This window comes from Arthrobacter sp. 05L45_2 (assembly GCF_056397525.1).
Map to the genome: position 1 here is coordinate 1 of NZ_JBFTNO010000025.1, position 23,594 is coordinate 23,594.

Sequence of the window (23,594 nt, forward strand, 5' to 3'; positions counted from 1 at the left end):
CCGTTGAAGGTCCGCTCCAACGACTGCGACTACCGGTTCCGCCCGCACTCAGGCTTCGCGCACCTCACCGGCCTGGGCCTGGACCACGAGCCCGACGCTGTGCTGATCCTCGAGCCCACCGATGAAGGTGCCGGCGACGACGGCGGCCACCACCGCGCGACGCTGTACTTCCGGCCCCTGGCCGGCCGCGACACCGAGCAGTTCTACGCCGACTCGCGCTCCGGCGAGTTCTGGATCGGCGCCCGTCCCACCCTCGCCGAGTTCAAGGCCAAGCTGGGCCTGGAGACCGCCGACCTCGGCGAACTCGAGCTCGCCATCACCAAGAACGTCGGCGCCCCTGAAATCGGCGGCACCTCCATCCGGCTGGTGCGCAAGGTGGATGAGAACATCGACGCGCTGGTGGACACCGCCCGCTACAACACCGCGAAGGATCCGGAGAACCTGGACCTGGGTGTCCTGGACGCCCTGGACGAGAAGCTCAGCGAAGCCCTCTCCGAGCTGCGCCTGATCAAGGACGAGTGGGAGGTCGAACAGATGAAGACCGCTGTGGCCGCCACGGTCCAGGGCTTCACCGAAGTGGTCAAGGCCCTGCCGCGGGCCCTGACCCACCACCGCGGCGAGCGCGTGGTCGAAGGCGCGTTCTTCGCCCGGGCCCGCGAAGAGGGCAACGAACTCGGCTACGACACCATAGCCGCCTCCGGCAACAACGCCACCGTCCTGCACTGGACCCGCAACACCGGCAAGGTCACCGCCGGTGAGCTGCTGCTGCTCGACGCCGGCGTCGAGGCCGATTCCCTGTACACGGCGGACATCACCCGCACCCTGCCGGCCAACGGCACCTTCTCCGAAATCCAGCGCAAGGTCTATGAGGCAGTGCTCGACGCCGCCGACGCCGGCTTTGCCGCCGCGCAGCCCGGCACGAAGTTCCGCGACATCCACACTGCGGCCACCACGGTGCTGGCCGAGCGCCTCGCCGAGTGGGGCCTCCTGCCGGTCTCCGTTGAGGAGGCCATCAGCTCCGAAGGCCAGCAGCACCGCCGCTGGATGCCGCACGGCACCAGCCACCACCTGGGCCTGGACGTGCACGACTGCGCCCAGGCCWAGCGTGAACTGTACCTCGACGGTGTCCTGACCCCGGGGATGGTCTTCACGATCGAACCCGGCCTCTACTTCAAGGAAGAGGACCTCGGGATTCCGGCCGAGTACCGCGGCATCGGCGTCCGGATCGAGGACGACATCCTGATGACGGCCGACGGCCCGGTCAACCTGAGCGCCGCGCTGCCGCGCCGGGCCGACGACGTCGAGTCCTGGATGGCCGGCATYTACCAGGAAGTCGAAGCCGAGCAGCCGTAGCAGCCGGAAGACACATAAGAAGACACAAAAAGGGAGGGCCGCCGGTGATGAACCGGCGGCCCTCCCGTTTATCGTGAAGGTGTCCCTACTGCTGGTCACCCTCGCGGCGGGGGGCGTCCTGGCGGGGGGTCTCCTGCCGGGGCTCCTCCGTGACCCGGACACCGTACTGCGGGCGCCCGTCGGGCAGGTCGGGGTAGGCGATGGCGGAGGGGCGGGACGGCTGCTGTTCCTGCACGGCTTCCCCGTTGGCGCCAGGCTCGCGGCCGGCGTCGGCGGTCCGTTGGCCGTAGGGGTCGCTCCAGCCCGCCGGACGCTGCGGAGCCTGGCCCTGGCCGGGCTGGCCGTAGCCCTGCGGGCCCTGGCCCGGCTGGCCGTAGCCCTGCGGGCCGTGGCCGGGCTGGCCCGGCTGCTGCGGGCCCGGCTGGTACTGGGGCTGGTGGTCCGGCTGCTGGCGCACCGGAGCGGAGGCGTCATGATGCGTCATGGGAAGCTGGTGCAGCAGGCGGCGGGCCTCGTGGGCAGCCTCAAAGGCCACCACGACGTCGTAGTTCGTGGCCACAACCTGGCTGGTGGAGGTGAAGTCGCGCTTGCCCCGCTGCATCGCGTACGTGACGATGCCGAACAGCATAAAGAAGGCGGCACCCATCAGGACCGAGGTGACGATCGAGAAGTAGCCGCCGGTCTCCGAGAAGAAGGAGAGCATAACGCCCACGAACAGGCCGAACCACATGCCGCTCAGCGCACCGGAGAGCGCAACGCGGGGGTACGTCAGGCGGCCGGTGACGCGCTCCACCATCTTCAGGTCATTACCGACGATCGAGACCAGCTGCACCGGGAACTGCTGGTCCGCCAGGTAGTCCACCGCCTTCTGGGCGTCCAGGTAGGAGTTGTAGGAACCGACAGTGTCCCCCTTGGGAACCGTGCGGGACTCGTCCGCCCCGCCGGGAACACCGGCCTTAGGACCACCAAAAATGTTTGACATACGCCCATTCTCACCCATCCGGCTGGGCAGTACCTGCAAATTCAGCTAAAAGAGAGCGGACTCGGTAGCCTGTAGGGGTGAGCACAACTCTTTCGCGGGTATTTGTCGCGCGCCTCCTCGGACTGGACGTCTTCGACCCCCTGGGCGACCGTCTGGGACGGCTGCGCGACGTTGTGGTGCTCTCCCGCGGCAACCGGGGCGCCCCGCACGTGGTGGGCATCGTCGTCGAGGTGCCCGGCAAGAAGCGCGTCTTCGTGCCGATGACCCGCATTACCTCCATCGACCAGACCCAGGTCATCTGCACCGGGCTGGTGAATCTCCGCCGGTTCGAACAACGCGGCGCGGAAACGCTGGTGGTGGCCGAAATGTTCGATCGCCGCGTGACCCTGGCCGACGGCAGCGGGGACGCGACCATCGAGGACATCGCGATGGACCGGCACCGCTCGGGGGACTGGTTTGTCAGCAAACTCTTTGTCCGCCGCGGCCACTCCCTMTCCCCGCTGAGCCGGCTGCGCCGCAACGAGACCATGATCATCGACTGGGCCGACGCGCAGCAGGGCGCCCGCACGGAACCCCAGGCCGCCACCCAGTTCGTCGCCACCCACGAGGACCTCAAGCCAGCCGACTTCGCCGAGGCCCTGCAGGAGATGAGCGACAAGCGCCGCTTTGAAGTCGCCAGCGAACTCCAGGACGAACGCCTCGCCGACGTCCTGCAGGAAATGCCGGAGGGCGACCAGGTGGAGATCCTGTCCGCGCTCGACGTCGAACGCGCCGCCGACGTGCTCGAAGAGATGGACCCCGACGACGCCGCCGACCTCCTCGCCGAACTCCCCAGTGCCCAGGCCGAGGAACTCCTCCAGCTGATGGAGCCCGAAGGCGCCGAAGACGTGCGCCGCCTGCTCGAATACGACGAGGACACCGCCGGCGGCCTCATGACCCCGGTCCCGGTCATCCTGCCGCCGGAAGCAACGGTTGCCGAGGCGCTGGCCCACGTCCGGCGCGAGGAACTCTCCCCCGCCCTGGCGTCGTCGATCTTCATTGCCCGCCCGCCGCTGGAGACTCCCACGGGGCGTTTCCTCGGCGTCGTGCACATCCAGCAACTGCTGCGCTACCCGCCGCCGGAGCCGCTGGGCAACCTCGTGGACAAGAACCTGGAACCCGTGTCTGACCAGGCCCACATCAGCGAGGTCGCACGTGCCCTGGCCACTTACAACCTCAACTCACTCCCCGTGGTCAACGACGACGGACGGCTCGTCGGGGCGGTGACTGTTGATGACGTGCTTGATCATCTGTTGCCCGATGACTGGCGCGCCCACGAGGACGACGCCCCGATAAGGAAGCTTGGAGGCCGCATTGGCTGATATCAGCACGCCCCGGAACTCCAACGCCCGGCCCGGTGCCCGGATGACGGGCAGCCTCGACACCCCGCTGAGCGGCCGGCAGCGGATCCTCCCGAAGTTCTCCCCCAACCCGGACGCGTTCGGGCACGCCACCGAAGGCTTCGCCCGGTTTATGGGCACCCCGCAGTTCCTGGTCTACATGACCGTGTTCTGTGTATTCTGGCTCGCCTGGAACACCTGGGCGCCCACCGACTGGCAGTTCGACTCCCGGGACCTCGGCTTCACGCTGCTGACCCTGATGCTGTCCCTGCAGGCGTCCTACGCCGCTCCCCTGCTGCTGCTCGCCCAGAACCGCCAGGACGACCGGGACCGGGTCTCGCTCCAGCAGGACCGCCAGCGCGCCGAGCGGAACCTCTCGGACACCGAGTACCTGACGCGGGAACTCGCCTCGCTGCGCATCGCCCTGCGCGAAGTGGCCACCCGTGACTACGTCCGCGCCGAGCTCCGCAGCCTGCTGGAGGACATGCTTGAAGCGCAGGAGGAACTGCGCACCCACGACCCCTCCGCGGGCATGCACGAATCCCCGCGGGACAAGGTCAAGGAAAAGCTGAAGGAACGCCGCGACAAACAGCGCAGCCCCCGCACCCAGCAGATCCCCCGCGTCAAGACCGGACCGGACGGCCAGGATCCGTCCGCGCCGCGCACCTTCCCCGAAAGCTGAGCCCCACACCCCATGAACACCCCGCAGGGATCAACCCCGGCGTCCCTGGAACAAGCTGTCCGCGCAGCGCTGGCCACCGTCATCGACCCCGAGCTGCGGCGGCCCATCACCGAACTCGGCATGGTGGACGCGGTCCAAGTTTCCGACGCCGGTGCGGTGCGGATCACCGTACTGCTCACCATCGCCGCGTGCCCGCTGCGCGGCACGATCACCGCCGACTGCGAGGCGGCGCTGGCCGCCATTCCGGGCGTGACCGCCGTCGACGTCGATCTCAAGGTCATGACCCAGCAGCAGCGCGATGYCCTCAAGGAGCAACTGCGCGGTCCCGGCGGGCAGCGCGGTATCCCGTTCAATGCACCGGGCTCCCTGACCAAGGTCTTCGCCGTGGCAAGCGGCAAGGGCGGGGTGGGAAAGTCCTCGGTGACGGTCAACCTGGCCTGCGCCCTCGCGGCCAAGGGGCTGCGGGTGGGCATCATCGACGCGGACGTCTACGGCTTCTCCGTGCCGGCGCTGATGGGCATCACCCAGGCGCCCACCCGCGTGGATGACATGATCCTGCCGCCGGTCGCTTACGGGGTCAAAGTCATCTCCATCGGCATGTTCGTCAGCGGCAACCAGCCGGTCGCCTGGCGCGGTCCCATGCTGCACCRGGCCCTCGAACAGTTCCTCACGGACGTCTACTTCGGCGACCTCGACGCCCTCTTCCTGGACCTGCCGCCCGGCACCGGCGACATCGCCATCTCGGTGGCCCAGCTGCTGCCGAAGGCCCAGATCCTGGTGGTCACCACTCCGCAGGCCGCGGCGGCGGACGTGGCGGAACGGGCCGGGGCCATCGCCGTGCAGACAGGCCAGTCGGTGGCCGGCGTCGTGGAAAACATGTCCTACCTGGAAATGCCCGACGGCGGCACCATGGAACTCTTTGGCAGCGGCGGCGGCGCCGTACTCGCCGAGCGGCTCTCCGCGACGGTGGGCACCGATGTGCCGCTGCTGGGCCAGATTCCGCTGGACATCCTGCTGCGCGAAGGCGGCGACAGCGGGGTGCCGCTGGTACTGGGCCGTCCCGAGACGGCGGCGGCGGGGGCCCTCGCGGGCATCGCCGGGAAGTTGGCGTCCAGCCCGCGCGGGCTCAAGGGAATGTCGCTGGGCCTCCAGCCCCGCTGACAGCCGCCGAGCTTCCAGGGCGCCGGGCCGGGGTCGGGACTAGGTGGCCTCGGAGTCGAACGGCGCGGCTACGCCTTCCGGCAGGCGTTCGACGACGCGGGCCGGACGGCGCTCCTCGGCCGCGGCAACCGCTGCGGGCGCCCCGGCGCTCACCGGCTTAGTCTCGTCCTCCAGCAGGGCTTCCCGGATGATCCGGCGGGGGTCGTACTGCCGCGGATCGTACTTCTTCCAGTCCACGTCGTCGATGTCGATGCCGACTTCGTCCTTGATCTGCTCCCGGGCCCCGGAGGCCATCCGGCGGACTTCCCGGACAATGTTGGCCAGCTTCTGGGTGTATTCAGGCAAGCGGCTGGGGCCGATCACCAGAAGGCCGATGATCAGCAGAAGAATGAACTCCGGTCCATTGATTCCAAGCACTCTAGGAGATTACCCTCTCAGTCCGGCGGGCGACGATTCCGAAGCGCCAGCCTGCGGCTCGACCGCGGAAGCCGCCCTGCGGGTGGCCAGTCACTGGCGTCATCGTGCCAGCAGCTCGACAATACGGCCGAGGCCACGCTCGAGCCGTGCAGGCATTTCCTCCGTGCCCCGAACCTTCGCTGCCTGGCCGGGCCGGCCATGCACCAGGGCGCCCAGAGCGTCGTCGGCCTGCTCCGCCGGCAGGTCGGAGACGTAGGTGAACGTCGCCCCCGGCGTACGGTAAATCGCACGGAACGGCGCCTCCGGGTTGACCCAGAGGGCTCCGGCCGGCACGGCGGCGTACTCCGCGGGCGTGGCAGCACCGGCCCGCGCGGCAACGAAGCCGTCCTCGGTGGCGGGGTGGCCGGTCAGGACGTTGATCGGCGGCGCAGCAGCGGTCTTGGCGGGCTGGCCCGCGGCCCCCTCAGTGGCGGTGTGCTGCTCCAGGACAGTGGCGAAATGGCTGCCGTCGGTGAGGCGGAGTTCCAGGACTTCGGAGCCGTTGGCGACGGTGCCCCGGGCCCAGACGAGGTGGTAGCCGAGTTCCCGCAGTTCCGGGCAGGCCCAGCCACCGGATTGCAGCGCGGCGAGCTGTTCGGCGGTGAGCGAGCCGGGCGGTGCCACATCGGGTTCGCTGCTCAGCTGCCAGGCGGCCCCGGAGACACTGGCCGCCGCCATAGCGGGGCCGGACGGTGCAGTCCCCGGAAACGCCGCGGACAAGGCATCCCTCGCGGGCAGCGCGGTGTCGCCGCCCATGACGTACGCGGCGCCGCCCATGAGGGCCGCCGTCGCAGCGGCTCCCCCGGCGATCCGGACGGCAAGACCGAGCGGCCGGTGTGGTGGGCGCTGGGACTTCCGCTCCGGTCTGCCCGGCTGGGGCGCAGCTTCTGTGTCGGCGGCGCTGTGCCCCGCGGTGTCCTGCCCGGCGGCCAGTGCGCTTGTGCGTGCCAGCAAGCGCGCGGTCAGGTCGCTGCTCGCGGCGGGCACGGCGGCGGCGCGCAGCCGTTCCAGGTACTCACGTTCGCGCTGCTGGCGCGCGCGGCAGGCGGCGCAGCGTTCGACGTGTTTGCGGCGCCGCTCCTGAGCCTTTGCGGTCAGCGTCCGGGCCGGGGCGAGGGGGCGTCGCGGCCTGCGGGCGAAGTACGCGCAGGCAAGGCCGCCCAGGGAGTGTTTCAGCAGACCCATTGCCGGTGTTAGAGGAGGCCGGCGATGCGCGGCATCTTGAGCCGCGGCTTCAGAGCCTGCTTCGACGCCGGCCGCGGTGCGCGGTGGGCAAGCTTTTCGCGGAGCATGGTCCGGCCGCGGTGGATCCTGGACCTGACGGTACCGAGCTTGACGTCAAGCGCCACGGCCACCTCGTCGTAGGACAGGCCCTCGAGGTCGCATAGTACGACGGCGGCGCGGAAGTCCGGCGGGAGCTCCTCCAGGGCGGCCTGGACGTCGAGGTCGAGGTTGTTGAATTCGAAGCTTTGTTCCGGGCCCGGTTCGCGGCCCGGGATCCGTGACTCGGCGTCTTCGGCCAGAGCGTCGAAGCGGATCCGGCTCTTGCGCCGGGCCTGGTCAAGGAAGAGGTTGGTGGTGATACGGTGCAGCCAGCCGTCGAGAGTGCCGGGCTTGAAGTTCTCCAGCGAGCGGAAGACCCGCACAAACACTTCCTGGGTGAGGTCTTCGGCGTCGAACTTGTTGCCCGTGAGCCGGTACGCCAGGCGGTAGACCTTGGCGGAGTGGTTCGTCACCACTTCTTCCCATGTAGGCCTGACCCACTCGGCCTCGGCCGTGGGCTGGGAATCATCAGTTGCAGGGACACTTGCCAGAACTGACATTGTCCACTCCCCTCGCGGATGGTTCTTACGCCGAATGGTTCACGCTGCTGCAGGGTCCATACCCTAGGTTCGGCGCCGATCACCTCGCGGATGAGCGGATCACCATCATGTCAAAATAAGCTGGGAATTTCCTGACGCCGCTGATTCTTCCGCCCACGGCGGAACGCCGGCCCGGTACGGCGGGCCGGACACAGTACGCTGTATGAAACACTCCCCTCCTGCCCGGAAAGCGATACCCATGAGCGCCGATAAGTCCACGAGCTGGTCCTACGCAGAAGATCTGCCTGCCGAGGACGAGGTTCTGTTGCACGCGCGTGAACGGTCTTTCGAGCTCGGTGTCACCCCGATCGGTCCCGGCGTCGGCGCCGTCCTGACGGTACTGGCCGCCGCGTCCAAGGCGCAGACCGCCGTGGAAATCGGCACCGGCGCGGGCGTTTCGGGCGTCTGCATCCTCCGGGGCCTCGGCCCGCAGGCGGTCCTGACCACCATCGACGTCGACGTCGAGCACCTGCGTGCCGCCCGGGAGTCCTTCCAGGAGGCCGGCAGCCCGGCCAACCGCACCCGCACGATTTCCGGCCGCGCCGGCGACGTGCTGCCGCGCCTGACCGACGGCGCCTATGACCTGGTGTTCATTGACGCGGACAAACCCAACTACCCCGGCTACGTGGAGCAGGCCGTCCGGCTGCTTAAGTCCGGCGGCCTGCTGATTGTCAACGACGCCCTGGACAAGGACCGCGTCTCCAACCCCGCCGCCCGCGACGCCACCACTGTGGTGCTCCGCCAGGTGGGCAAGTCCATCCGCGACGACGAGCGTCTCTCCGCGGCCATGCTGCCGACCGGAGACGGCCTGCTGGTGGCGGTCAAGAAATAACCCGGACACACAAAGGGGCCCGCAGCCAATTGGCAGCGGGCCCCTTCTGGTGTGACTAAAAGTTATTCGGTAACGCCGACCAGGCATTCCTTAAGATTTGTCGCTTCTGCAGCATTGAGTTCGACCACAAGCCGTCCCCCGCCTTCGAGCGGAACCCGCATAATCAGGCTGCGGCCCTCTTTTGTCACTTCCATAGGGCCGTCGCCGGTGCGTGGTTTCATAGCCGCCATGAGGAATATCCCCTCCAGTAGTCCCGTGACTTACCAGCCCGGCCGGGCTGTGTCCGCTTGGTCAAACAAGCAGCCTGGCGGTCGTGATGGTGCCGCCGAAGCTCAATACTTAGTTTTCCTTGCTTACGCTCCATTATCCCGTAATTACGCCCGTGTAGCTAATCGATGGATATTTTGTGGTCCGCGCGAATCCGGGAATTCCCGCAGCCAAAGGTGTTCCGCGTCACGGCGGATAGTCGCCCCCGCCGGGCAGCGGGGCCCAGGCCCAGAGCCACACCACCCAGACAATCTGCAGCAGCAAAAACATCACCACGACCGTTCCCCGGTAGGCGCGCGAGCGGGAAACAAACGCGGCGCCGATGGCCAGCGGAAACAGCGGCAGGAGCATCCGGAAGGTACTGGTTTGCGGGTGCAGGAACACCAGCAGGTAGCCCACGTAACAAACACACCACAGCCTCATCTCGGTGCCCAGGGCCACCACCGGCCGGGACATCAKCAGCAGGACGAAGACGGCGACGAACACAAACGGCGCCAGCAGCCCCAGTACGGGCCCGAACAACTGGACGCCCGTGTCGAACCAGGGCTTGAACGGCACCAGGTCCTGCCCGCGCCACAYGGTCTCAGTTTTGGTGTACGCCTCAATGTCGCCAGTGACGGCCCAGGCGTATGCGGGCCACAACAGCGCGCCGATCCCGCTGGCCGCGGTCAGAACCGCGAGCGACCACAGCTGGCTGGCGGTGTGCGGCGGAGCGGCAGGGGCGGGCGCGACAGGAGCGGGCGCGGCGGGGGCGGGCGCGGCAGGGACGGGCGCGGGGGCGTCTGCGGCCGCCTGGCCGGAGGCGGACGGCCGGCCCCGGAAGAGGGCGACGGCGCCCGGGTAGGCCCGGTACAGGAAGAGCAGCCCCACCATGGCCGCAAACGGAACTCCGGTGGGCCGGGAGAGGCACATCAGCAGCACCACCGGTACGGCCCAGAGGTAGCGCCGGCGGAGGACCAGCAGCAGGGCGCCAGCCAGCAGCAACAGGTTAAGTGACTCCGCGTAGGGGACCTGCAGGACCGGCGAGATGGGGAAGGAGCAGAGGAATACCGTGCCCCAGAGCGCGGTGCGGTGGGTGGCTTTCTGCCGGAAAAGCCGGTAAACCACAAACGAGGCGGCCAGGCCGGAGAGCATGGCGATGATCGTCAGGGCGGATGCCGGCGCGATGCCGGTCAGTCCGGCCAGAATCCGGCCCAGCAGCGGGAAGAGCGGGTAGAAGGCCCACGCGTTTTCCTGCACGTTGCCGGCAGCGTCGGTGGGCAGCTCGGCGGGGTAGCCGTGCTGCAGGGCCTCCCCGTACCAGCGGGCGTCCCAAATGTTGATGAAGTTCCAGTAATCGGGCTTAGCCGGGAACCACGGGTTCACGCCCTGGTGCAGCGCCGCCGCCATAAAGATGCAGGCGCTGACCAGCCGGGCGGCAATGTAGAGGCCGCCCACCTGCAGCCACCAGGGCCAGCGCGCGGCGCGGCCGGCGCCGGCGGAGATCCTGCGCCACACGGCTGTGTTCAGGCCCTCCTGCACCACCGGCGTCACGGGGCCGGGTCCGGGGCGCTTTTCGCCTCAACGGCCGGCTGCGGGTTTTCCGGGCGTGCGGGCGCCTGGCCGTCCCGGAGGGCCGTGATTTCACGGTCTTTCCGGGCGATCTGGTCGCGCAGTTCGTCAAGGACCTGGTCCACCTGGTCCATCCGGTAGCCCCTCACACCCACGGCGAACCGAATCCGGTCGATGTCGGCCGGTTCGGCCCGCTCGGGCAGGAGCACCGCCGGCAGCGACGCCACCGGCTCGTCGAACCCGTCGTTGAAGGGTTGTTCGCCGCTGCTGCGGCGAAGGACCCGCTGCACCAGATCGGTGCCGAGGAGGATGGCGACGGCGACCAGCACGACCGCCACAAAGACCAGGAAGAAGCTCACAGCTCCATCGTGCCAGACGCGGCTGGGCCGCAGGCTCAGGCCCGCGGGCCGTCGCCRGTGCCGGTGCCGCCGGTCGCCGGGTTGTTCCCGTTCGGATTACGGTGGCGTGCGGCGCCTTCGACGATGAGTTCGACGGCGAGCGCCGGGTCATCGACCACCTGGACGAGGTCGAGGTCCACTTCGGACACCATGCCCTCGGCGACCAGGGTGGTTTGGATCCAGTCCAGCATCGGGCTCCAGAACGCGGTGCCGATCAGCACGATCGGGAAGGACGTGACCTTCCGGGTCTGCACCAGGACCATGGCCTCAAACAGCTCGTCGAGGGTGCCGAGGCCGCCGGGGAGCACGATAAACCCCTGCGCGTACTTCACGAACATGGTCTTCCGCGCGAAGAAGTACCGGAAGTTGATGCCCAGGTCCACCCACTGGTTCATGCCCTGCTCGAAGGGCAGTTCGATCCCGAGGCCGACGGATACCCCGTTGCCCTGGACGGCGCCTTTGTTCGCGGCCTCCATGGAACCCGGACCGCCCCCGGTGATGACTGCCAGCCCGGCTTCGGCAAGCTTGCGTCCGACGTCGACGGCCAGCTCGTAGTTGGGGCTGCCGGGCTTTGTCCGCGCGGAGCCGAAGACGCTGACTGCCGATCCGAGGTCGGCGAGGGCGCCGAAGCCTTCGACGAATTCACTCTGGATCCTMAGCACCCGCCACGGGTCGGTGTGCACAAACTGGCCCGGTCCTTTGGTGTCCAGCAGCGTCTGGTCGGACATCGTGACCCGCGCAGCCTTGCGCCGCAGTTCCAGCGGGCCCTTATGGCGGATGCCGTTGGGCGGCGGGACGTCCCGCCGTCCGGAACCGGCGTTTCCTGCGGGGTTCTGGCCCTCAGCGGGCTGCGGTTCGGTACTCATCCCCATAGGCTAGCGCGGATCGGAGCCCCGGCCGCAGCGGCGCGTCGGACCCCCGGAAGCGGCCGCAGGGAGCCTGACCTGCGGGTATCTCTTGGATCACGATGTGGACCATCTCCGAGTGATTGCGGTCATATTCGGCTAATGTTCGCTAGATTCTTCTTATGACTACTCAAGCGCCGGGCGATGCCCTTGTCTCCCTGAATGCCGTCAACAAGCATTACGGCCAGCTGCACGTCCTCAAGGACATCAACCTCAGCGTCCGCAAGGGCGAGGTGGTTGTTGTCATTGGCCCGTCGGGCTCCGGCAAGTCAACGCTCTGCCGTGCCATCAACCGTCTCGAGACCATCGACGACGGCGTGATCAAGATCGATGGCAAGGAACTTCCCGCTGAAGGGAAGGCACTCGCCAAGCTGCGCGCCGACGTCGGTATGGTCTTCCAGTCCTTCAACCTGTTTGCCCACAAGACCATCCTCGAAAACGTCACCCTCGGACCGATCAAGGTCAAGGGGGTGTCCAAGGCGGAGGCGGACAAGGACGCCATGGCCCTGCTGGAGCGCGTCGGCGTCGGGCAGCAGGCACCGAAGCTGCCGGCGCAGCTCTCCGGCGGGCAGCAGCAACGCGTGGCGATTGCCCGGGCGCTGGCCATGAAGCCGAAGGTGATGCTCTTCGACGAGCCCACCTCCGCGCTGGACCCGGAAATGATCAACGAGGTCCTCGACGTCATGGTCCAGCTCGCCAAAGAAGGCATGACCATGATTGTGGTGACCCACGAGATGGGCTTCGCCCGCAAGGCCGCGGACCGTGTGGTCTTTATGGCGGACGGCCAGATCGTCGAGGACGCGACGCCCGAGGAATTCTTCACCAACCCGAAGAGCAGCCGCGCCAAGGACTTCCTGTCCAAGCTCCTGACGCACTAGAAAACCACCAGGTATTTGTCTCTGGCCGCCCCACGGCGGCCGTCCAATGAAAGGTATCCGATGAAGAACTTCTTTACCCGGAAGAAGCCGATGCTGGTCGCAGCTACTGCGGCACTGGCTCTTTCCCTCAGCGCCTGCGGCGGCACCGGTGGCGGCGCGGCTCCGGCCAACTCCGAGCCCGCCCCGTACAAGGTCGCGGACAACGTCACGCTCACGGGCAGCCCCACTTACGACGCCGTTAAGTCCAGCGGCAAGCTGCGGGTCGGCGTCAAGCAGGACCAGCCCGGCCTTGGCTTCAAAGATGCGGCCACGGGCGAGTTCACCGGCTTCGACATCGAGATCGCCAAGTGGATCGCGGCATCGATGGGCATCAGCAAGGACAAGATCGAGTTCAAGCCGATCCCCTCCGCCAACCGCGAGTCGGCCATCACCAACGGTGACATCGACTACTACGTGGGCACCTACTCCATCACGGACAAGCGCAAGAAGCTGATCGACTTCGCTGGCCCGTACTTCGTGACCGGCCAGGGCCTGCTCGTGAAGAAGGACAACTCCTCGATCAACAGCGAGAAGGACATCTCGGGCAAGAACGTCTGCTCGGCCACCGGTTCCACGCCGATCCAGAACATCAAGGCGAACTTCCCCAACACCAAGACCACCGAGTTCGACACGTACTCGCAGTGCGTCGAGGCGCTCAAGAGCGGCCAGGTTGACGCCGTCACCACCGACCAGGCCATCCTCCTCGGCTACGCCGCCCAGGACCCGGACAACCTGAAGGTCGTCGGCGAGCCGTTCACCACCGAGAAGTACGGTGTCGGCCTGAAGAAGGGTGACACCGCCCTGCGCCAGTTCATCAACAAGATGTTCACCGACGGCGGTTCCGTGTGGCAGAAGCTTTACGACCAGTCGCTCGGCCAGTCCGGCACTAAGGTCAAGCAGCCCGCAGTAGATAACTACTAAACCGATGTTGAGGGGGCGGCCGAAGGGCCGCCCCCTCCGCACCTGCTGAAAGCGACGATTCTGTGAATACGCTGCTGGACAATTCGGACCTCTTCATCACGGGGTTCCGGAACACACTGATACTTTTCTTCTTTTCCGCGATCTTCGCCCTCATTCTTGGCACCATCGTCGCGACCCTGCGTGTCTCGCCGGTTCCCGCGATGCGCGCGGCCGCGACGCTGTACGTGAACGTGGTGCGCAATACGCCGCTGACCCTGGTGTTGTTCTTCTTCGCGCTCGGGTACCCGAAGCTCGGGCTCGTCCCCATCGACTTCACAACGGCGGCCATCATCGGCCTGAGCCTCTACACCGCCACCTATGTGGCCGAGGCGGTCCGGTCGGGCATCAACACCGTCCCCGTGGGCCAGGCTGAAGCGGCCCGGGCCATCGGACTCCCCTTCGCCCAGACGCTCACCCTGGTGATCCTGCCGCAGGCGTTCCGCGCCGTCATCCCGCCGATGTTCAGCGTGTTTATCGCGCTGCTCAAGAACACAACGGTTGCTGCAGGCTTCTCGGTCTTTGAGGCCGGCGCGATCCGTGCCAACCTCTCCGAACGCGGCGAACCCGCCATGGTGGGCCTCCTGTGGGTGGCCCTGGTGTTCGTGATCCTCGTTTTCATCCTTTCCGCGCTGCAGCGAAAGCTTGAACTGAAGTGGAAGGTTGCCCGATGAGTTCTGTCCTCTTTGACGCCCCCGGGCCCAAGGCCCGCTCGCGGTACCGGATCTTCGGGGTAATCACTGCCCTGGTGATCCTGCTGATCGTGGGCTTTATCGTTTTGAGGTTTGCCCAGAGCGGCCAGTTTGATGCCAAGAAGTGGCAGCTCTTTACGTTCCCGCTGGTGCAGCAGACCATCGGCCAGGCGGTCGGGGCCACCCTGGCCGCCTTCGGCACGGCCGCGGTCCTGAGCCTGATCCTGGGCATCCTGCTGGCTTTCGGGCGCCTCTCCGACCGCCGCTGGATCAGCGCACCGTGCTACGGCTTCACGGAACTCTTCCGTGCCGTGCCGCTGCTGATCCTGATGATGATCTTCTACTACGGCCTGCCGACGGTTGGGGTGCAGGGCATCACGCCGTTCACCGCCGTCGTCGCCGGCCTGGTGCTCTACAACGGTTCTGTGCTGGCCGAGGTTTTCCGGGCCGGCATCGAGTCGCTGCCCCGCGGCCAGAGCGAGGCCGGCTACGCCATCGGGCTGCCCAAGAGCAAGGTCATGACCAGCATCCTGCTCCCCCAGGCGGTCCGTTCCATGCTCCCGGTGATCATTTCGCAGCTTGTGGTGATCCTGAAGGACACCGCACTCGGGTTCATCGTGACGTACAACGAGATCCTGTTCCAGGCCAAGTTCTTCGGCAGCCAGATCCAGTACGGTTCGCCGATCATCCCGGCGGCGATCGTCGCTGCCGTCCTGTATGTCGGCATGTGCCTGATCCTGGCCGCGATCGCCAAGTGGCTGGAGCGCCGGCTGTCCCGGAAGCCCGGTGCGGCTGTCACTCCGGCGGCCAGCGTGCCCGCGGAAGTGTAGCGAACCGACCACGGCGCCCAGCGCCGGAAACGGGAACGGCCCGGAACCTTGCGGTTCCGGGCCGTTCGTTTTAAGCGCGGTGTGTCACCGCACGCCAAGCCAGCTCCGCAGCGCGCGCAGGCATTCGCGGATCGCATCGGCGTGGACGTGCTCGTCGTCCTTGTGCGCCAGCAGCGCATCACCCGGACCGAAGTTCACCGCCGGGACGCCCAGTTCGCTGAAACGCGCGACGTCGGTCCAGCCGTATTTGGGCTTCGGCTCGGCACCGACGGCGGCGACGAAGGACGCAGCAGCCGGGTGGTTCAGCCCCGGCCGGGCACCGGCGGCGCCGTCGGTGCGGACCAGGTCGAACCCGGCCAGCAGTTCACGGACGTGCTCCTCGGCCTGGTCGGGGGTCTTGTCCGGGGCGAAGCGGTAATTGATTTCCACCACGCAGCGGTCCGGGATGACGTTGCCGGCCGTTCCGCCGTGCACCCGCACGGCGTTCAGGCTCTCGCGGTAGTCCAGGCCGTCGACGGCGACGGTGCGGGGCTCGTACGCGGCCAGCCGTGACAGGATGGGCGCTGCGGCGTGGATGGCGTTGCTGCCCATCCAGGCGCGGGCCGAGTGGGCGGCCTCGCCGACGGTGGTCGCCTCAAACCGGATGGTGCCGTTGCAGCCGCCCTCGACCGTTCCGTCGGTGGGTTCCAGGAGGATCGCGAAATCGCCTTCGAGCAGGCCGCCGTGGTTGCGGACCAGCCGTCCGAGGCCGCTCTTGACCCCCTCGACTTCCTCGTGGTCGTAAAAGACGAAAGTGACGTCCTTGTTCGGCTCCGCGCCGTCGAACAGGCCCGCGGCCAGGGCCAGCTGCACCGCGACGCCGCTCTTCATGTCGGTGGCACCGCGCCCGTAGAGGACCCCCTCCCCCGGCGAACCGGATGGCCAGTACGAGGGAACGGTGCCCAGGGCGCCCTCGGTGGACGGCAGCGGGACCGTGTCAAGGTGCCCGGCGAGGATGACCCGCTCCGCCCGGCCCAGGTTGGTGCGGGCAACCATGGCATCGCCGTCGCGGGTCACCTCGAGTTGCGGAATGGCGCGCAAGGCGTGCTCAACGGCGTCGGCCAGCCGCCCTTCCTCACCGGAGACACTGAAAATGTCGATGATATCCGCGGTCAGCAGGGCTACGTCCTGGCGAAGGTCCAGGCGGGCGGGGGCAGTATGCTCAGTCACCGTTCCACTGTATCCGCCCGCCCGCCCGTCACAGGTTTCCGGCAGCGCAGGGGCCGTCTATAGACTTAACCCCATGACTGAAACCCCTGTTGCCGCTGTGCCCGCCGACGCCCGCTCCGCCTACGGTTACGGCGTCGCCACCATCGCCACCCGCAACGGCGAGGCCACGGTCCTGGACGTCTGGTTCCCGGCGCCGGCCCTCGGCACGGCCGCGGACAACCTGCGGGACGTCGCCAACGCGGACCAGTCACTGCTCGACATCGCCGCRSMSGGCGMCGACGCSGACCGYGGCACCGAACARAARGTSGTYTTCGCGCAGATCMACCTYGAYGAGGCGCCKGCSGACACSGCGGACGCSTACCTGCGCCTGCACCTGCTCTCGCACCGCCTGGTCCGGCCCAACAGCATCAACCTGGACGGGATCTTCGGCAAGCTGCCGAACGTGGTGTGGACCAACTTCGGTCCCGCCGCCGTCGAGGACTTCGAACTGACCCGTGCGCGGCTGCGCAAGCGCGGCGCCGTGACCGTGTACGGGGTGGACAAGTTCCCGCGGATGGTCGACTACGTTATCCCCTCCGGTGTCCGGATCGCCGACGCCGACCGTGTCCGGCTCGGCGCGCACCTGGCCGAAGGCACCACGGTGATGCACGAAGGCTTCGTGAACTTCAATGCCGGCACGCTGGGCACCTCCATGGTCGAGGGGCGCATCTCCGCCGGTGTGGTGGCCGGCGACGGCTCCGACGTCGGCGGCGGCGCGTCGATCATGGGCACCCTGTCCGGCGGCGGCAAGGAGAAGATCTCGCTGGGCGAGCGCGTCCTGCTCGGCGCCAACTCCGGCGTCGGCATCAGCATCGGCGACGATTCGGTGATCGAGGCCGGCCTTTACGTCACCGCCGGCACCCGGGTGCGCGTGGTCGGCCCGAAGGACGACGACGGCGAGGACACCAGCCGGATCGTCAAGGCCGTGGAACTCTCCGGCGTCCCTAACCTGCTGTTCCGCCGCAACTCCTCCAGCGGCGAGGTGGAGGTCCTGCCGCGCAAGGGGCAGACCGTGGAACTCAACGAGGCCCTGCACACCAACTAGGCTGGTTCCGAGAACTGACCGGCGCAAGTATGGACCGGCCCTGACGGGCCCGAGGGAGTAACAGACGTGGCACGCAGAGGTCGCTGGCGCCGTCGGATCGTGCTGCTGCTGGCCCTGGCCATGGTGGCGGGCGCCGTCTACACGGCGGTGGGATTCCTGCAGCGCTCCGACACCCTGGTCACTGAACGGTGCACCGCGACAGGCGCCGGCGGTGAAGACCTGGCCACCGACCAGGCTGCCAACGCCTCCCTCATCAGTGCCGTCGCGGTCCGGCGCGGCCTGCCGGCCCGCGCCGCCAGCATCGCGCTGGCCACGTCCATGCAGGAATCGAAACTGCGCAACATCGGCCACGGCGATCAGGCCGGCCCGGATTCCCGGGGATTGTTCCAGCAACGGCCCTCGCAAGGCTGGGGCACCGAGCAACAGGTGATGGACCCGTTCCATGCCACGAATGCCTTCTACGACGCGCTCGAAAAGGTCCCGGGCTACGAAGTGATTCCGATTACCGAGGCTGCCCAGCGGGTCCAGCGTTCGGCGTATCCAGGGGCCTACGCGCAGCATGAGCCGATGGCGCGGGCGTTTGCCTCCTCCCTGACCGGCTACACGCCCCAGGGACTCGACTGCACGCTGCGCACGCCGGACGCCGCCGGGAACGCCGGACTGGTCCGGCAGCGGCTCGTCTCAGCGTTCGGGGCCGTGCCCGCAGCCGCGTCCGGCCGGACCGTGACTGTCCAGGCCCGGGACAACACGGCGTGGGCGGTGGCCCAGTGGGCGGTCGCGAACGCCAAGGCCCTGTCCATCTCCGAGGTGCACGTCGATGGCAAGAGCTGGAACAGGATGTCCCACAACGGCTGGCAGTCCGCCGATGGTCCCGCCGGGACAGTGACCATCACGATGGCCGAGAAGCCAGCAGCGTAGTCCCTGCAGGGGGCGCAGACCAGCAGGTTCAGACCAGCAGGTCCACCACGGGCTGGACGTAACTGCGGAACAGTTCCGGTTCGGACAACAGCGCCGAACTCATGATGATCTTGTCCGGCTCGAGGTACCACGCCCGCGGCTCGGCGAGCGGAAGTTCGATGATGGTCAGGTCGAAATCACGCGCGGCCCGGCCGACTTCCAAGAGCCGGTCATCCACCAGGTCGGCCAGCAGTTGCGTGGCTCCGCTGGCGTCGCGCTCCGCTTCCAGCGCGAGGTACTCGCCGCGGCGTTCCCGCGCCCAACTGAGGGCCGCACCGAAATGCGCCTGGAGCACCCGCCGGAGCGCCGGGGAATTGCCGAACGCGCCGAAGCTGGGCGGACCCAGTTCGGGTTCCATCTCCGGGTGGGCTTTCAGGAGCTGCGCCCACCACGCCTCCCACTCGGTCTTCAGCGCGGGCATGCCGCCGACTTCGTCGATGAGGTGGGTGTGGTCCGAGGAGCGGATCTTCGGCGCGACGTGCGAGAGTGTCGGCTGGCCCGCAGTGTCCAGGCCGGCGGCGTCCCGGACGTAAAGCGCAATCAGCATCGGCCCCGAGGTGTCCATGGTGATCCGCCAGCCGGGACCGCCTGTGTGGTGCATCCGATTGCCTCCCTTGGCATGACGTACTTTCCCAGTCTATTCCTGAAGCTGGCGCAGGTTAATGGGCGGTGGTGCCGCTGCCCAGACTCGCCAGGTGGGCGTCCAGGACATCGTGGCACATTTCCGCTGTCATCCATTCGGGCTGCAGCAGCGCGTGCATGGTCAGGCCGTCCAGGGTGGCCAGCAGGCGTTCCGCCTCGGTGACCAGGCGCTGGCGCCCGGCGTCGTCCGCACCGCCGTCGTCCGCGGTGAGGTCCATCATCAGCCGGCCGACGACGGCGGCCACCGTCCGGTGGCTGCGGTCCGCTTCGGCGGCGAGGAAGGGCCGGGTCCGGGCCGCGTTCTTGAAGGCCATCCACACGCAGGCGTCGACGGCGCGGTCCTCGTCGAGCGGGAGCAGTTCCGACAGCAGGGTCAGCACCGCGGTGCGGTGCTCCGCCGAGCCGGGGGCCTCGGCTGCCAGCCGGGTCTCGGCGGCGTCGAGCCGTCCGGCGATCCGGTCGATCACCACCCCGAAGGAGTGGGCCAGGAGCTCGTCGCTGCTGGCGAAGTAGTGCCGCACGGAGCCGACGGCCAGGTCGGCCTCGTCGGCCACTTCGCGGAGGGAGGCCCGTTCCAGGCCGTCGGCCGCGATGATCCTGAAGACGGCTTCGACAACTTCCTGGCGCCGCAAAGCAGCGTCGACAAATTTGGGCATTGCTCTTTTTTAGCACGGATGTGTCCGCTCAACGGCGTCCCACGCCGGTCACACCAGTAACTCCAGCAACATCCGGGAACGACGCCGGCCGCGCCCCCGGGTGGGGTGCGCGGCCGGTGTCGTTTGTCAGTCTGTGCCTAGCGGGACGGGTAGTTCCGCTCCGGCTCTCCCGTGTAGAGCTGCCGCGGGCGGCCGATCTTGGTGTTCGGGTCGCTGATCATTTCACGCCACTGGGCGATCCAGCCCGGCAGGCGCCCGATAGCGAACAGCACGGTGAACATCTTCTCCGGGAAGCCCATGGCCTTGTAGATCAGGCCGGTGTAGAAGTCGACGTTCGGGTAGAGCTTGCGCTCGATGAAGTAGTCGTCCTGCAGCGCCTTCTCTTCGAGGCGGAGCGCGATGTCCAGGAGCTCGTCGTTGCCGCCGAGCTTGGTGAGGATCTCGTGGGCCGTGGCTTTGACGATCTTGGCGCGGGGGTCGTAGTTCTTGTAGACCCGGTGGCCGAAGCCCATCAGGCGGACGCCGTCTTCCTTGTTCTTGACCTTCTCCATGTAGTCCTCGGGCTTGATGCCGTCGGCCTGGATCTGGCGGAGCATCTTGAGCACGGCCTCGTTGGCGCCGCCGTGGGCCGGGCCGAAGAGGGCGTTGATGCCGGCCGAGACGGAGGCGAAGAGGTTGGCGTTCGAGGAGCCGACCAGCCGCACCGTGGAGGTGGAGCAGTTCTGCTCGTGGTCCGCGTGCAGGATCAGCAGCAGGTCCAGGGCCTTGGCGACCACCGGGTCCACCTCGTACTGCTCGGCCGGCAGGCCGAAGCTCAGGCGCAGGAAGTTCTCCACCAGGTTGTGCGAGTTGTCCGGGTACAGCATCGGCTGGCCGACGGACTTCTTCAGGGCGTAGGCGGCGATGACGGGCATCTTGGCCAGCAGCCGGTAGGTGGAAACCTCAACCTGCTCGGCGTTGAAGGGGTCCAGCGAGTCCTGGTAGAACGTGGACAGTGCGGACACGGCCGAGGACAGCACCGGCATGGGGTGGGCGTCGCGCGGGAAGCCGCTGAAGAAGCCCTTGAGCTCCTCGTGCAGCAGGGTGTGGTGGCGGATCCGCTGGTCGAACGCTTCCAGCTCGGCAGGCGTCGGCAGGTTGCCGTAGATCAGCAGGTAGGAAACTTCCAGGAAGCTGGAGTGCTGGGCGAGCTGCTCGATCGGGTAGCCCCGGTAGCGCAGGATGCCGGCGTCGCCGTCGATGTAGGTGATGGCGGAGGTGGTGGCCGCGGTGTTCATGAAACCGGGGTCAAAGGCGACAGCGCCGGTCTGCTTCAGCAGCTTGGAAACGTCGTAGCCTTCGTTTCCTTCAACAACCTTGATGCGCGGGAGCTCGAGCTCCCCGCCTGCATGACGCAGGGTTGCGCTGGTGGTCTCAGTCATGGATTCTCCTCATGAGGCGTCTGGGCCCCTGTTGAAAGCTTGATCCAACATCTGGTGGAGCGGCCCACGGAACCTGTATCGGGACACGGATTCCAACGGCTGCGCTGCCTTCTTGTGGAAAGCCACCATTGATAGTCAGTTAAAAACTACCGTCAGTTCGCGGGTGGCACTAATCCGGGACGCCGCCAAAGCGACCAAATCGCGCATCTTGTGGCCCGCGTCACAGCATTGTTACGGTCCCGTAGCCAGACGTTCGACGGCGGCGTCGATTCGTTCGTCCGAGGCAGTGAGCGCCACCCGGATGAAGCCGTTKCCGGCGTCSCCGTARAASACACCGGGRCCGACGACGATYCCRCGGTCSGCGAGCCKGCCCACGGTGTCCCAGGTCGSYTCSCCSGCCGTGGCCCAGAGGTASAGTCCGGCGCGGGATTCGTGAATGGCCAGGCCGAAACGTTCCAGCGCCGGGACGATCCGCTCGCGGCGTCCCCGGTACAKGTCCTTCTGGGCCTGGACGTGCGCGTCGTCGCCGAGGGCCACCCGCATGGCCTCCTGGACGGGGTAGGGGACGATCATGCCTGCGTGCTTGCGGCTGTTCACCAGGTTGGCCATGATAGCGCCGTCCCCGGCAACAAAAGCGGCCCGGTAGCCGGCGAGGTTGGACTGTTTGCTCAACGAATAGACCGCCAGCAGGCCCTCGTGGGAGTCCCCGGCCACGCGGGGGTCCAGGATGCTGGGGACGGGCTGCCCGCCGCGTTGGAGGTCCCACTCCCCCCAGCCGAGTTCCGCGTAGCACTCGTCCGAGGCAACCACGGCGCCGATCTCCCGGGCCTGGTCGACGATCCGCTTCAGGGATTCGGCGTCGCGCACACTGCCGGTGGGGTTGGCCGGGGAGTTAACCCAGATGAGCCGGACCCGGGACCTGGTGCCGGCGTCGAGCTCATCAAGGTCATCGGCGGCCACATGCTCGGCGCCGGTGAAGGTGGCCCCGATGTCGTAGGTGGGGTACGCGACGGTCGGCCGGACCACGACGTCGCCCGGCTTGAGCCCGAGCAGGAACGGCAGCCAGGCCACCAGTTCCTTGGACCCAACAGTGGGCATCACGTTGGCCGGGTCCAGCCCGGGGACGCCGCGGCGCCGGTCAAACCAGTCCGCGATGGCCTGGCGCAGCGCCGGCGTCCCGTGCACCGTGGGGTAGCCGGGGGCGTTGGAGGCCGCGCGGAGCGCCTCCTGCACCAGTGCCGGGGTGTCGTCCACCGGGGTGCCGATGGAGAGATTCGCGACGCCCCCGGGGTGCTCGGCGGCCCGCGCAAGATACGGGGCCATGGCTTCCCACGGGTAGTCGGGCAGGCTGAGTCCGAAGCTGCGCACCGCAGAAGTCACCGGCGCCGTCCTAGTTGTCTTGCTTCTGCGGGGGCAGGGCGGCGATCATGGCGTGGTCGGTGTGGGTGTTGCCGATCTTGGCGGCGCCGCCCGGCGAGCCGAGCACGTCGAAGAACTCGACGTTGGCCTTGTAGTAATCGGCCCATTCCTCGGGGGTGTCGTCCTCGTAGTAGATCGCCTCGACGGGGCAGACCGGCTCGCAGGCGCCGCAGTCCACGCACTCGTCCGGGTGGATGTACAGGGAACGCTCRCCCTCATAGATGCAGTCGACGGGGCATTCTTCGATACATGCCTTGTCTTTGACATCTACACACGGCTGCGCGATTACGTACGTCACGTCCCTGGCCTCTCCACGTTGGTTCCGGCGTCCCGCCGGATCTTGCTCCCGGCCTGAGCGCCGGGCTGCTGACTTCTGAGCCTATTATCTCCCAGCCTGATCCCGCGAACCTAGCCGGGCGTCACAGAGCCGGTGCGTCCTACTATGAACGGGTGAGTTCACCGATCCCTCCGCCGCAGCAGTTCCTCTCCGACGCGCCCCTGGGCACCCGTGTGGTGGTGCGCTACCGGATCGAGGGCGGCCTCACGGACGCCCTCGGCGACCTCGTGGACCGGACCGGCGACGGCTGCACCGTCCGCACCCGCCGCGCCGACGTCGTCATTCCCCTTTCGCTGGTGGTGGCGGCCAAGGAGGTCCCCCCGGCCCCGCAACCGCGCCCGCGCCCCACTGGACATGCCCATCCCTGACCCCCACCGATGGACATGCCCGTCCCTGGCCCACCCCGCGGGACATGCCCAACCTTCGCGCCACCCACGACGGGACATGCCCATTTTTCGCCCACCCCGCCGGGCATGCCCATCCCCGGGCGCTACGGATGGACATATAGGCATCATGTCCAACCGCGGTGCGTCAGGACGGACATGCCCATTTTTCAGAACCGTTTCTGACGAGCATGCTCATTCTTCAGAGCTCAGGCGGGATTGGTCGTTTGCCGAAGCGTCTCAGACGGACATGCTCATTGGT

General features: G+C 67.7%; 26 protein-coding genes. 12 read left to right on the plus strand and 14 right to left on the minus strand.

The window, feature by feature from the left end; all coding sequences use genetic code 11:
* Nucleotides 1-1,353 (plus strand): aminopeptidase P family protein (locus tag AC1DHD_RS03630; RefSeq protein ID WP_476878385.1); only part of this gene is annotated, 1,353 nt, incomplete at its 5' end.
* 85 nt (nucleotides 1,354-1,438) lie between these two features.
* On the opposite strand, the gene AC1DHD_RS03635 is transcribed toward AC1DHD_RS03630, so the two are convergent.
* Nucleotides 1,439-2,335 (minus strand): YflT domain-containing protein, encoded by an 897-nt coding sequence (locus AC1DHD_RS03635; RefSeq protein ID WP_476878386.1) that lies wholly within the window; start codon nucleotides 2,333-2,335, stop codon nucleotides 1,439-1,441.
* A 77-nt stretch (nucleotides 2,336-2,412) separates the two neighbouring features.
* Here AC1DHD_RS03635 and AC1DHD_RS03640 point away from each other — a divergent pair, with 77 nt between their 5' ends.
* Genes AC1DHD_RS03640 through AC1DHD_RS03650 form a run of 3 tightly spaced genes read left to right on the plus strand, consistent with a single transcriptional unit; the run spans nucleotide 2,413 to nucleotide 5,557 of the window.
* Nucleotides 2,413-3,696 carry a magnesium transporter MgtE N-terminal domain-containing protein gene (locus AC1DHD_RS03640; RefSeq protein WP_476878387.1) on the plus strand — a complete coding sequence of 428 codons (1,284 nt, stop codon included), beginning with the start codon at nucleotides 2,413-2,415 and terminating at the stop codon, nucleotides 3,694-3,696.
* Nucleotides 3,677-4,396 carry a DUF1003 domain-containing protein gene (locus AC1DHD_RS03645; RefSeq protein WP_476878388.1) on the plus strand — a complete coding sequence of 240 codons (720 nt, stop codon included), beginning with the start codon at nucleotides 3,677-3,679 and terminating at the stop codon, nucleotides 4,394-4,396. Before AC1DHD_RS03640 ends, AC1DHD_RS03645 begins: the two co-directional genes overlap by 20 nt.
* 12 nt (nucleotides 4,397-4,408) lie before the next feature.
* On the plus strand, nucleotides 4,409-5,557 hold the full coding sequence (locus tag AC1DHD_RS03650) for an Mrp/NBP35 family ATP-binding protein (protein WP_476878389.1): 1,149 nt from the start codon (nucleotides 4,409-4,411) through the stop codon (nucleotides 5,555-5,557).
* A 39-nt stretch (nucleotides 5,558-5,596) separates the two neighbouring features.
* Here AC1DHD_RS03650 and AC1DHD_RS03655 read toward each other — a convergent pair whose 3' ends face one another.
* From AC1DHD_RS03655 to sigE, 3 genes are all read right to left on the minus strand, one after another.
* The gene (locus tag AC1DHD_RS03655) at nucleotides 5,597-5,974 is read right to left on the minus strand and encodes a twin-arginine translocase TatA/TatE family subunit (RefSeq protein ID WP_476878390.1); all 378 of its coding nucleotides are present in this window, start codon (nucleotides 5,972-5,974) and stop codon (nucleotides 5,597-5,599) included.
* Nucleotides 5,975-6,073: 99 nt separating this feature from the next.
* Nucleotides 6,074-7,198: a hypothetical protein gene (locus AC1DHD_RS03660; RefSeq protein ID WP_476878391.1), complete on the minus strand. Its 1,125-nt coding sequence runs from the start codon at nucleotides 7,196-7,198 to the stop codon at nucleotides 6,074-6,076.
* 8 nt (nucleotides 7,199-7,206) lie between these two features.
* Nucleotides 7,207-7,836: an RNA polymerase sigma factor SigE gene (sigE, locus tag AC1DHD_RS03665; RefSeq protein ID WP_476878392.1), complete on the minus strand. Its 630-nt coding sequence runs from the start codon at nucleotides 7,834-7,836 to the stop codon at nucleotides 7,207-7,209.
* 238 nt (nucleotides 7,837-8,074) lie between these two features.
* On the opposite strand from sigE, the gene AC1DHD_RS03670 reads away from it, so the two are divergent.
* Complete coding sequence (locus AC1DHD_RS03670) at nucleotides 8,075-8,707, plus strand: O-methyltransferase (RefSeq protein ID WP_476878393.1); 633 nt, start codon at nucleotides 8,075-8,077, stop codon at nucleotides 8,705-8,707.
* A 62-nt stretch (nucleotides 8,708-8,769) separates the two neighbouring features.
* Here AC1DHD_RS03670 and AC1DHD_RS03675 read toward each other — a convergent pair whose 3' ends face one another.
* From AC1DHD_RS03675 to AC1DHD_RS03690, 4 genes are all read right to left on the minus strand, one after another.
* A complete protein-coding gene (locus AC1DHD_RS03675; RefSeq protein ID WP_079550332.1) occupies nucleotides 8,770-8,937 on the minus strand; it encodes a DUF3117 domain-containing protein in 168 nt (55 codons plus the stop codon).
* A gap of 223 nt (nucleotides 8,938-9,160) precedes the next feature.
* A complete protein-coding gene (locus AC1DHD_RS03680) occupies nucleotides 9,161-10,483 on the minus strand; it encodes a hypothetical protein (protein WP_476878409.1) in 1,323 nt (440 codons plus the stop codon).
* Nucleotides 10,484-10,503: 20 nt separating this feature from the next.
* Nucleotides 10,504-10,884 carry a DivIVA domain-containing protein gene (locus AC1DHD_RS03685; RefSeq protein WP_476878394.1) on the minus strand — a complete coding sequence of 127 codons (381 nt, stop codon included), beginning with the start codon at nucleotides 10,882-10,884 and terminating at the stop codon, nucleotides 10,504-10,506.
* 35 nt (nucleotides 10,885-10,919) lie between these two features.
* Nucleotides 10,920-11,795, minus strand: coding sequence for an LOG family protein (locus AC1DHD_RS03690; protein ID WP_476878395.1), 876 nt, complete (start codon nucleotides 11,793-11,795; stop codon nucleotides 10,920-10,922).
* Between the two features lie 155 nt (nucleotides 11,796-11,950).
* Between AC1DHD_RS03690 and AC1DHD_RS03695 the strand changes: the two genes are divergently transcribed.
* The 4 genes from AC1DHD_RS03695 (at nucleotide 11,951) to AC1DHD_RS03710 (ending at nucleotide 15,224) form a co-directional block, all read left to right on the plus strand.
* Nucleotides 11,951-12,706: an amino acid ABC transporter ATP-binding protein gene (locus tag AC1DHD_RS03695; protein ID WP_476878396.1), complete on the plus strand. Its 756-nt coding sequence runs from the start codon at nucleotides 11,951-11,953 to the stop codon at nucleotides 12,704-12,706.
* A 60-nt stretch (nucleotides 12,707-12,766) separates the two neighbouring features.
* Entirely contained in the window at nucleotides 12,767-13,666 is a 900-nt protein-coding gene (locus AC1DHD_RS03700) for a glutamate ABC transporter substrate-binding protein (protein ID WP_476878397.1), read from the plus strand.
* 62 nt (nucleotides 13,667-13,728) lie between these two features.
* Nucleotides 13,729-14,376 carry an amino acid ABC transporter permease gene (locus tag AC1DHD_RS03705; protein ID WP_476878398.1) on the plus strand — a complete coding sequence of 216 codons (648 nt, stop codon included), beginning with the start codon at nucleotides 13,729-13,731 and terminating at the stop codon, nucleotides 14,374-14,376.
* Complete coding sequence (locus AC1DHD_RS03710; protein ID WP_476878399.1) at nucleotides 14,373-15,224, plus strand: amino acid ABC transporter permease; 852 nt, start codon at nucleotides 14,373-14,375, stop codon at nucleotides 15,222-15,224. The genes AC1DHD_RS03705 and AC1DHD_RS03710 overlap by 4 nt, the downstream gene beginning before the upstream one ends.
* Before the next feature lie 84 nt (nucleotides 15,225-15,308).
* Here AC1DHD_RS03710 and dapE read toward each other — a convergent pair whose 3' ends face one another.
* Nucleotides 15,309-16,433 carry a succinyl-diaminopimelate desuccinylase gene (dapE, locus tag AC1DHD_RS03715; protein ID WP_476878400.1) on the minus strand — a complete coding sequence of 375 codons (1,125 nt, stop codon included), beginning with the start codon at nucleotides 16,431-16,433 and terminating at the stop codon, nucleotides 15,309-15,311.
* Nucleotides 16,434-16,506: 73 nt separating this feature from the next.
* Between dapE and dapD the strand changes: the two genes are divergently transcribed.
* Both dapD and AC1DHD_RS03725 read left to right on the plus strand, forming a co-directional pair.
* A complete protein-coding gene (gene dapD / locus AC1DHD_RS03720) occupies nucleotides 16,507-17,517 on the plus strand; it encodes a 2,3,4,5-tetrahydropyridine-2,6-dicarboxylate N-succinyltransferase (RefSeq protein WP_476878401.1) in 1,011 nt (336 codons plus the stop codon).
* Between the two features lie 66 nt (nucleotides 17,518-17,583).
* The gene (locus tag AC1DHD_RS03725) at nucleotides 17,584-18,435 is read left to right on the plus strand and encodes a hypothetical protein (RefSeq protein WP_476878402.1); all 852 of its coding nucleotides are present in this window, start codon (nucleotides 17,584-17,586) and stop codon (nucleotides 18,433-18,435) included.
* A 28-nt stretch (nucleotides 18,436-18,463) separates the two neighbouring features.
* Here AC1DHD_RS03725 and AC1DHD_RS03730 read toward each other — a convergent pair whose 3' ends face one another.
* The 5 genes from AC1DHD_RS03730 to fdxA form a co-directional block, all read right to left on the minus strand.
* Nucleotides 18,464-19,075: a hypothetical protein gene (locus AC1DHD_RS03730; RefSeq protein ID WP_476878403.1), complete on the minus strand. Its 612-nt coding sequence runs from the start codon at nucleotides 19,073-19,075 to the stop codon at nucleotides 18,464-18,466.
* A gap of 58 nt (nucleotides 19,076-19,133) precedes the next feature.
* Nucleotides 19,134-19,772, minus strand: a complete 639-nt coding sequence (locus tag AC1DHD_RS03735) for a TetR/AcrR family transcriptional regulator (protein ID WP_476878404.1) — start codon at nucleotides 19,770-19,772, stop codon at nucleotides 19,134-19,136.
* Between the two features lie 137 nt (nucleotides 19,773-19,909).
* On the minus strand, nucleotides 19,910-21,193 hold the full coding sequence (locus AC1DHD_RS03740) for a citrate synthase (protein WP_476878405.1): 1,284 nt from the start codon (nucleotides 21,191-21,193) through the stop codon (nucleotides 19,910-19,912).
* A gap of 231 nt (nucleotides 21,194-21,424) precedes the next feature.
* Nucleotides 21,425-22,573: a succinyldiaminopimelate transaminase gene (gene dapC / locus AC1DHD_RS03745; protein WP_476878406.1), complete on the minus strand. Its 1,149-nt coding sequence runs from the start codon at nucleotides 22,571-22,573 to the stop codon at nucleotides 21,425-21,427.
* A gap of 10 nt (nucleotides 22,574-22,583) precedes the next feature.
* Nucleotides 22,584-22,910, minus strand: coding sequence for a ferredoxin (gene fdxA, locus AC1DHD_RS03750; protein ID WP_476878407.1), 327 nt, complete (start codon nucleotides 22,908-22,910; stop codon nucleotides 22,584-22,586).
* A 152-nt stretch (nucleotides 22,911-23,062) separates the two neighbouring features.
* On the opposite strand from fdxA, the gene AC1DHD_RS03755 reads away from it, so the two are divergent.
* Complete coding sequence (locus tag AC1DHD_RS03755) at nucleotides 23,063-23,317, plus strand: putative acetyltransferase (protein WP_476878408.1); 255 nt, start codon at nucleotides 23,063-23,065, stop codon at nucleotides 23,315-23,317.
* The last annotated feature ends 277 nt before the right edge of the window (nucleotides 23,318-23,594 follow it).